General features: G+C 39.4%; 7 protein-coding genes. 5 read left to right on the top strand and 2 right to left on the bottom strand.

Annotated features, from left to right (window positions below; genetic code table 11):
- Window positions 1–17 precede the first annotated feature (17 nt).
- The gene (locus DTK66_RS10795; RefSeq protein WP_153930868.1) at window positions 18–389 is read right to left on the bottom strand and encodes a hypothetical protein; all 372 of its coding nucleotides are present in this window, start codon (window positions 387–389) and stop codon (window positions 18–20) included.
- A 118-nt stretch (window positions 390–507) separates the two neighbouring features.
- Between DTK66_RS10795 and hrcA the strand changes: the two genes are divergently transcribed.
- The 5 genes from hrcA (at window position 508) to lepA (ending at window position 7,257) form a co-directional block, all read left to right on the top strand.
- Window positions 508–1,560, top strand: a complete 1,053-nt coding sequence (gene hrcA / locus DTK66_RS10790) for a heat-inducible transcriptional repressor HrcA (RefSeq protein WP_191668676.1) — start codon at window positions 508–510, stop codon at window positions 1,558–1,560.
- Between the two features lie 12 nt (window positions 1,561–1,572).
- On the top strand, window positions 1,573–2,139 hold the full coding sequence (grpE, locus tag DTK66_RS10785; protein ID WP_191668675.1) for a nucleotide exchange factor GrpE: 567 nt from the start codon (window positions 1,573–1,575) through the stop codon (window positions 2,137–2,139).
- A 24-nt stretch (window positions 2,140–2,163) separates the two neighbouring features.
- Entirely contained in the window at window positions 2,164–4,029 is a 1,866-nt protein-coding gene (gene dnaK, locus DTK66_RS10780) for a molecular chaperone DnaK (RefSeq protein ID WP_191668674.1), read from the top strand.
- Between the two features lie 126 nt (window positions 4,030–4,155).
- Window positions 4,156–5,301 (top strand): molecular chaperone DnaJ, encoded by a 1,146-nt coding sequence (gene dnaJ / locus DTK66_RS10775; RefSeq protein WP_153930864.1) that lies wholly within the window; start codon window positions 4,156–4,158, stop codon window positions 5,299–5,301.
- A gap of 120 nt (window positions 5,302–5,421) precedes the next feature.
- On the top strand, window positions 5,422–7,257 hold the full coding sequence (gene lepA / locus DTK66_RS10770; protein ID WP_191668673.1) for a translation elongation factor 4: 1,836 nt from the start codon (window positions 5,422–5,424) through the stop codon (window positions 7,255–7,257).
- Window positions 7,258–7,396: 139 nt separating this feature from the next.
- Here lepA and DTK66_RS10765 read toward each other — a convergent pair whose 3' ends face one another.
- Window positions 7,397–8,557, bottom strand: coding sequence for a site-specific integrase (locus tag DTK66_RS10765; RefSeq protein ID WP_191668672.1), 1,161 nt, complete (start codon window positions 8,555–8,557; stop codon window positions 7,397–7,399).
- Window positions 8,558–8,709: the final 152 nt, after the last annotated feature.

Below are 8,709 nucleotides of genomic sequence, written 5' to 3'. Positions count from 1 at the left end.
AATATTGTAGAGCCTTTTTAGTGACGACTTCCGCGATGATTAGTGGTTTGATTAATCTTATGAATATTGCGTTCAAATTTAAATCCGCCATCAGTAACTAGTTTAAAATGACGCATTTTACCATTAAAAGGTTTACCGTTTAAGCGGGTTGTGGTCCAATTTCGCATAATTTCGGTCATGTTAGATAATGATTTTAATTGGCCTGGCTTATTCTCTTTAATTGCAGCTTCTTTAATATCTGATTGTAACCGGTAAATAAGGTTATTATGGTATTCCAATAGTTCGTTTGTAAGTGGGGCGTTACGGTACTTATTAAATAATTTTTGAATTAATAACATAGCTTCTTCAGTGTTTTGCGGTTGAATATAACGATGGTCTTTATGCTTCATCCTAGAAAACTCCTTTAAATTGTTTGACGTTTCTTGACTTTTAGACGGGTAATTGGTATATTATACAGTGTGTTTAGCACTTGACCCTAATGAGTGCTAAAAGGGGAAGTGATATTTGATGCTAACACAACGCCAGAAAAAGGTTCTGCAAGCGATTGTACGTCAATATACGTCAACTGGTCAACCGGTTGGATCCAAACATCTCGCAGAAAAGTTGCCGTTTAAGGTCAGTTCAGCGACTGTACGTAACGAAATGGCAATTTTAGAAGATAATGATTTGATCCTAAAAGAGCACTCCTCATCAGGTCGGGTTCCATCTAAGCAGGGTTATCGATATTACGTTGATAACCTTCTTGACCCACAGGCGGTTACAGATAACGACCTAGTAGTGATTCAAAACTCGTTAGGAACTGGATTCCAAAAGATTGATGAAATTATTTCGCATTCAGCAGATATCTTATCAAACTTAACTTCATATACTGCATTTACTTTGAAACCGGAACAAGAAAGTGTCCGACTTAGTGGATTTAGAGTTGTGCCACTTGGTAATCATAAAGTTATTGCAATTCTGGTTACTGATAGCGGAGAAGTTGAAAGTCAATCATTCACCTTGCCAAGAGACATCGATACCGATGCAATGCAAGCAGTTATTCGGATGATTAACGATCAGTTAGTGGGCTTAACGCTTTCAGAAGTAGTGAAACGGCTGAAAGATGATATTCCATTGCAGGTGGTACATTATATGCACAGTCCTGATGGTTTCTTAGACATCTTTGATAATGTTTTATCGCAGGCGGCACGAGAAAGATTCTTCGTTGGTGGTCGATTAAACTTGCTAGATTTTGCAAGTACAAATGATCCACATACAATTCAGGCACTCTATGGTTTGTTAGACAGAAATGACAATCTATCAAATCTGTTAGATCCTACTCTGTCGTCAGAGAGTGAAGTTAATGTTAAAATCGGTCAAGAAATCTCAAAGAATAAGCTCCTTGATGATTATAGCTTAATCACAGCAAGTTATAATGTTGAACAATATGGAAAAGGGATTATCGCTGTGCTGGGTCCGACCAGAATGCCATATTCTCGAACGATTGGAATTGTGAATGCATTTCGTCAAGAATTAGCAAAACGACTATTAGATTTCTACCGTCACTATTATGATTCATAGGAGGCGAGTTAATTGGCCAAAGAAAAACAAGACAATCAGCCAAAGCCTACAAAAGATGAAAAGGCTCCTAAAACAGAAAATAAAAAAGAAACTCCTAATAAGGAAAAAGATCAGGTTTCAAAACTAAAAAACGAAATTACTGACCTAAAGAAACAGCTCGCTGATAAAGATGACAAATATCTACGGGCAGAGGCTGAAATCCAGAATATGACTAATCGCTTTAATAAAGAGCGTGCGCAAATCTTAAAATATGATGGTCAAGATTTAGCTAAGTCAATTTTACCTGTTCTGGATAACCTCAAACGTGCATTAGCAATTGAAGTTGTTGATGAAAATGGCAAGCAGCTAAAGAAGGGAATTCAAATGGTTCATGATCATCTAGTAAAAGCACTGACTGACCATGATATCACTGAAATTGAAGCTGAAGGGAAACCATTTGATCCTACACTACACCAGGCTGTTCAAACTGTTCCGGTTGAAGAAGGACAGAAACCGGAAACAGTTGTTAATGTTCTTCAAGCAGGATATCAACTAAAAGATCGAGTATTACGGCCCGCAATGGTAGTTGTAGCTCAATAAATTTATGAGAGAAGGAAATAAATTATGGCAAGTAATAAGATTATTGGTATTGATTTAGGTACTACTAACTCTGCAGTTGCTGTTATGGAAGGTAACGAACCTAAGATTATCACTAACCCAGAAGGTAGTCGGACTACACCATCTGTTGTATCGTTTAAGAACGGTGAAACGCAAGTTGGTGAAGTTGCAAAACGGCAAGCAATTACAAATCCTAACACAATTTCATCAATCAAGAGTCACATGGGTGAAGCAGGATATACAGTTGAAGTTGATGGTAAAAAGTATACACCACAAGAAATTTCAGCAATGATTCTTCAATACATTAAGAAGTACGCTGAAGATTACATTGGTGATACTGTTACTCAAGCGGTTATTACTGTTCCAGCATACTTTAATGATGCTCAACGGCAAGCTACTAAAGATGCTGGTAAAATTGCCGGCTTAGATGTTAAGCGGATTATTAACGAACCAACTGCTTCATCATTAGCTTATGGACTTGATAAGAAAGACAAGGATGAAAAGATTCTTGTTTATGACCTTGGTGGTGGGACTTTTGATGTTTCCATTCTAGAATTAGGTGACGGTGTCTTCCAAGTCCTCTCAACAAATGGTGATACTCACTTAGGTGGGGATGACTTTGACCAAAAGATTATGGATTGGTTAATTGAAGGCTTTAAAGAAGAACATGGTGTTGACTTATCCCAAGACAAGATGGCCCTTCAACGTTTGAAGGATGCTGCTGAAAAGGCTAAGAAAGATTTGTCTGGTGTTCAAGAAGCTCAAATCAGCTTACCATTTATTTCAGCTGGTGAAAATGGCCCACTACACCTAGAAAAGACCCTAAGTCGTGCTCAATTTAACCAATTAACTAATGACTTAGTAGAACGGACAAAGCAACCGGTATTAAACGCATTGAAGGATGCAGACCTTTCATTTGATGATATTGATGAAGTAATTTTAAACGGTGGTTCTACTCGTATTCCGGCTGTTCAAGAAATGGTAAAGGAATTAACAGGTAAGGAACCTAACCATTCCATTAACCCTGATGAAGCGGTTGCTCTTGGTGCTGCTATCCAAGGTGGGGTTTTGACTGGTGATGTTAAGGATGTTGTTTTACTTGATGTTACGCCACTTTCTCTTGGGATCGAAACCATGGGTGGTGTCTTCACTAAGTTAATTGATCGTAACACAACTATCCCAACTTCAAAGAGCCAGATTTTCTCAACAGCTGCTGATAATCAACCAGCCGTTGATATTCACGTTCTTCAAGGTGAACGTCCAATGGCTGCTGATAACAAGACGCTAGGAAACTTCCAGCTTACTGACATTCCAGCTGCTCCTCGTGGTGTTCCTCAAATCAAAGTTACTTTTGATATTGATAAAAACGGAATTGTTAATGTTTCTGCTGAAGATCAAGGTACTCATAAGAAGCAAAACATTACAATCAAGTCTAATTCTGGTTTGAGTGATGAAGAAATCGAACGAATGAAGAAAGACGCAGAAGAACACGCTGAAGCCGATAAGAAGAAGAAAGAAGAAGTTGACTTGAAGAATGAAGTTGACCAAGAACTCTTCCAAGTGGACAAGACCTTAAAAGAAGTTAAGGGTAAGGTTCCTGAAGAAGATATTAAAAAGGCTGAAAGTGCTCACGATGATTTAAAGAAAGCTAAGGAAAGCGGTAACCTTGATGATATGAAAGCTAAGAAGGATGCCTTAAATAAGGTAATTCAAGATCTTAGTGTAAAGCTATACCAACAAGCTCAAGGTGCACAAGGCGGCGCTGCTAATGGTCAACCTGGTGGTAACAGTCAAAACAATAACAACAACGGTAATGATGATAATACTGTTGATGGTGACTTCAAGGATGTTACACCAGACGACAAGAAATAGTCTGAAATAAACAGTCTTAAAATGTAGTGTAAAAGCCAAAGGCCAACCTAAAACGGACTTTGGCTTTTACTTTCGTTTGCTAGCTGTGGTATAACTAAACAAGCAACAAATTAATGAGGTATTTATATGGCAGAACAAGATTATTACGACATTTTAGGTGTCTCAAAGGATGCGTCCGAAAAAGACATCAAGCGTGCATATCGCCGGCTTGCGGCAAAATACCACCCAGATGTTAACCACGAGCCTGGTGCAGAAGAAAAATTTAAGAAAATTAACGAAGCATATGAAACATTGAGTGATAGTCAAAAGCGAGCTCAATATGACCAATTTGGTTCTGCTGGGCCACAGGCAGGCCAAGGGTTTGGCGGCTTTGGCGGTGGTCAAACATATTCAAACTTCGGTGGCGGTTTTGATGACATCTTTAGCCAATTCTTTGGCGGTGGCGGTAGAACTCGGCGTGATCCAACTGCTCCCCGACAAGGTCGAGATTTACAATATTCAATGACGCTTGACTTTATGGATGCTGTTTTTGGTAAAACAACAACAATTAAATATGATCGTGATGCTGAATGTAAGACCTGTCATGGAACAGGAGCTAAACCGGGTAAGTCACCAGTTACATGTTCTCGCTGTCATGGAACGGGGGTCGTTGTAAATGTTCGCCAAACACCGCTCGGAAATATGCAGACGCAAACGACTTGTCCAGAATGTAATGGTACTGGTAAAATTATCAAACCAGAAGATCGTTGCAATACCTGTCATGGTGCTGGACATGTCCATGAACGGCATGAACTTGAAGTCAAGGTTCCTGCCGGCGTTGATGATGGACAGCAAATGCGTCTTCAACATCAGGGTGATGCTGGGGAAAACGGCGGTCCTGCTGGGGACTTGTATATTGTCTTTCGGGTAACACCAAGTCGCGAATTTAGGCGTGATGGTTCAACAATTTATGTTGATCGCGATATTTCCTTTGCTCAAGCAGCATTAGGGGATGAAGTAAAAGTTAAGACTGTTCACGGTGATGTTGATTTAAAGATTCCTGCTGGAACGCAATCAGAAACTAACTTCCGCCTTCGTGGCAAGGGTGTTCCACACCTTAATGGTAATGGAAATGGCGATGAACATGTCACTGTTCATGTTAAGACACCTAAGAGCTTAAATAAGCGTCAACGCGAAGCAATGATGGCATTTGCAGCCGCAAGTGGTGAAGATGTTAAGGGCGTAAAAAAGACTGTCCTTGATAAATTGCGTGACGCCTTTGAGGATAAATAATTTTTGAATAACGAGTGTCTATGAATAGGCATTCGCTATTTTGCTATCTAGAACTTTTCTATTATAATTGGGATTTGGTATACTAGATAAAGAATAATCGTTGAAAGTGAGTCTTTTTAAATGAACCTAGAAGAAATGAAAGAACGCCAAAAACACATTCGGAATTTTTCGATTGTTGCGCATATTGATCATGGGAAATCAACGCTAGCTGATCGGATTTTAGAAATGACAGATTCAATCAGCAAGCGTGAGATGAAAAACCAAATTCTTGACGATATGCCGTTGGAACGTGAACGAGGAATAACGATCAAACTAAATGCAGTGGCCCTGACGTACCATGCTAAAGATGGTGAAGATTATATATTCCATTTGATTGATACTCCCGGACATGTTGACTTTTCGTATGAAGTTTCCCGCTCATTAGCAGCGTGCGAAGGGGCGGTCTTAGTTGTCGATGCCACTCAAGGGGTAGAGGCACAGACACTGGCTAATGTTTACTTGGCTCTTGATAATGACCTTGAAATTCTTCCTGTTATTAATAAGATTGACCTGCCATCCGCTGATCCAGCTGGTACTAAGAAGCAAATTGAAGATGAAATTGGTCTTGATACTGATGAGGCCGTAGATATTAGTGCCAAAACTGGTATGGGTGTTGATGAAGTCCTCGAAAAAATTGTAAAAGACATTCCGGCGCCAACTGGTGACTTAACGGCGCCATTGAAAGCCCTGATTTTCGATTCTAAATATGATGATTATCGCGGTGTTGTTCTTAGTGTTCGGATTGTTGAAGGAACAGTAAAGAAGGGCGACCAAATTAAATTAATGAACGGTGGTACAGAGTATGAAGTGGCTGAAGTTGGTATCAACTCACCGAAGCCACTTGCCCGAGATGTCTTGATGGCAGGGGATGTTGGATACATTACAGCTGCTATTAAGGACATCAAGGATACCAGAGTTGGGGACACGGTTACCAGTGCTGCTAATCCGACAGATAAGCCATTGGAAGGATATCGGCAGATGACTCCAATGGTATATGCTGGATTGTATCCAACTGATAATGCTAAGTTTAATGATTTACGTGATGCCTTAGAAAAATTGCAGCTTAACGATGCCGCTTTGACTTTTGAACCAGAATCATCACAAGCACTTGGCTTTGGTTTTCGATGTGGTTTTCTTGGATTGCTTCACATGGATGTTATTCAAGAACGGTTAGAACGAGAATTTAATTTAGACTTAATTACCACGGCCCCATCAGTTACTTATCATGTTGAGTTAGCTGATGGAACAACAAAAGAAGTGGAAAACCCCGCTGAGATGCCAGATGCTTCATCAATTAAGGCTATCAAAGAACCTTATGTGCGTGCCTCTATCATGGTTCCTAATGATTATGTCGGACCAGTAATGGAACTTTGCCAACGTAAGCGGGGTGATTTCGATACGATGGAATATTTAAGTGACACCCGTGTTAACGTAATTTATCATATTCCATTATCAGAAATTATCTTTGATTTCTTCGATAAACTAAAGAGTTCTACTCGGGGATATGCATCTTTAGACTATGAGATTGATGGTTACCGGCCAAGCAATCTGGTTAAAATTGATATACTTCTTAATGGTGATAAGGTTGACGCGTTAAGTTTTATTGCGCACCGTGATTTTGCGGCGGAACGTGGTCGTGAAATTACAGCTAAATTAAAGAAAATTATCCCACGGCAAAACTTTGAAATTCCAATTCAAGCAGCAATCGGTTCTAAGATTATTGCTCGAACAAACATTAAAGCATATCGAAAAGATGTTACCGCACGGATTCACACTGGGGACCCAGACCGGCGAGCCAAGCTATTGGATAAGCAAAAACGTGGTAAGAAGCGAATGAAAGCTGTTGGAAAGGTTGATATTCCACAAGAAGCCTTTATGGCCGTTTTGAAGACCGATGAGCAATTGGACGAGAAGTAAACGTTGATGTAAGGGCGCTTCTAACTTGCCGGATTTCACAAAGTAGACCAATTTATATACCAATTAAAGTGTTTTGCCCACATGAAGTACCTTCGTGGGCAAGACGTAAGATACTTTGTGGGCAAATGGTGGGCAAGATTTACATTTTAGCTATTTGATCAAATAGATTTGCTGTTTGATGTTTCTTCTTATTGCTAAGATGGACATAGGTATCTAGAGTGGTGGCAATTTTGTTATGGCCCAATCGTACTTGGACCTCTTTAGCAGATGCCCCCGCTTCTAGTAACATGGTTGCGTGGGTATGACGCAAACTATGGAAATTAAATGGGAAACCTAGCTCTTTAGTGACGGTACCTGCATAGTACTTAATCGAATTGGGAGTTACAGGTTTCCCATTTTCTTTTGTACATACAAAGTTAGATTCATGGTAATTTTTACCATATCGTAAACGATTTTCATTTTGTAGTCGCCGCTGAACTTTAAGCGCATGAATAAGTTGATCACCGATTGCAATTGTTCGATAACTGTCAGCGGTTTTTAATTTTCCAAGTCGAACATCAGTTTTGGAATATTGTTTCATTTGCTGAGTAACATTAATTTCAGCATCTGGTAAACTAACGTTATCCCATTCAAGACCGGCTACTTCTCCACGCCTCATTCCAGTATAAAAGCTGATTAAAAGGGGAAGGTGAAATGGATGGCCAAGAGGAAATTGATCTAAAAGTTGATTAAATTGTTGTAGAGTAATAATTTTTAGATCTTCTCGTGTAGTTTTAGGATGGTTATATTTTGGTTGTCGGACGTATTCTGCAGGTGATTGAGTAAGAATATGCCAGGGATGGACTGCTTGTCGAAATGCCTCTTTAATAACCATAAGAATAATTTCGACAGTATGGCCATGTAATTGGGTGTGATCTGGTTTATACTCTGTTGAATCAGCAATTTTGTTAATAGTCTTCTGAATTAATTCTGGAGTGACTTTTTGAAGCTGATATATCCCTAGGGTAGGGTGGATATATTTATCAATTACATGCCGATAGTTTAATTGAGTGTTCTTGGAAAGATTAGTTAAAACGTAATTATTGTACCAAAATTCAAAATAATCATGAGCTGATATTTTATCAGTATTAGTAACAGTCCCTGTATTTTCGTAAATTTCCAAAGCAATCCGCAATTGGTGCATTGCTTCCTTGTAGGAATCACCTCCGACTCTTTCATGTTGTCGCCTTTTTCCATCTTTATCAGCAACATCGAAACGGTAGTACCATTTTTTACCACGTTTTCTAACATTACCTTTCATAGTAAAACTCCTTTCTGTTATAATAAAAACGTGCTGAGGGTGCACTTCACCCCTAGTATTGCTATTGTGACCTCAATGATCGACCGGCCAAAGTTGGATATCTGTCAACTGGTATGGTTGACTAAAAATACTTCCTACAAAAATGTAGGGGG

It is taken from the genome of Limosilactobacillus walteri (assembly GCF_014830205.1).
GTDB classification, from domain to species: Bacteria; Bacillota; Bacilli; order Lactobacillales; family Lactobacillaceae; genus Limosilactobacillus; species Limosilactobacillus walteri.
The sequence above is the reverse complement of the archived record's forward strand: the minus strand, read 5'-3'. Positions and strand labels throughout refer to the sequence as shown.

Excerpts from the sequence above, each read along its gene's own strand:
- lepA (WP_191668673.1), top strand. The coding sequence starts at position 5,422 with ATGAACCTAGAAGAAATGAAAGAACGCCAAAAACACATTCGGAATTTT.
- hrcA (WP_191668676.1), top strand. The coding sequence starts at position 508 with ATGCTAACACAACGCCAGAAAAAGGTTCTGCAAGCGATTGTACGTCAA.
- dnaJ (WP_153930864.1), top strand. The coding sequence starts at position 4,156 with ATGGCAGAACAAGATTATTACGACATTTTAGGTGTCTCAAAGGATGCG.
- DTK66_RS10765 (WP_191668672.1), bottom strand. The coding sequence starts at position 8,557 with ATGAAAGGTAATGTTAGAAAACGTGGTAAAAAATGGTACTACCGTTTC.
- dnaK (WP_191668674.1), top strand. The coding sequence starts at position 2,164 with ATGGCAAGTAATAAGATTATTGGTATTGATTTAGGTACTACTAACTCT.
- DTK66_RS10795 (WP_153930868.1), bottom strand. The coding sequence starts at position 389 with ATGAAGCATAAAGACCATCGTTATATTCAACCGCAAAACACTGAAGAA.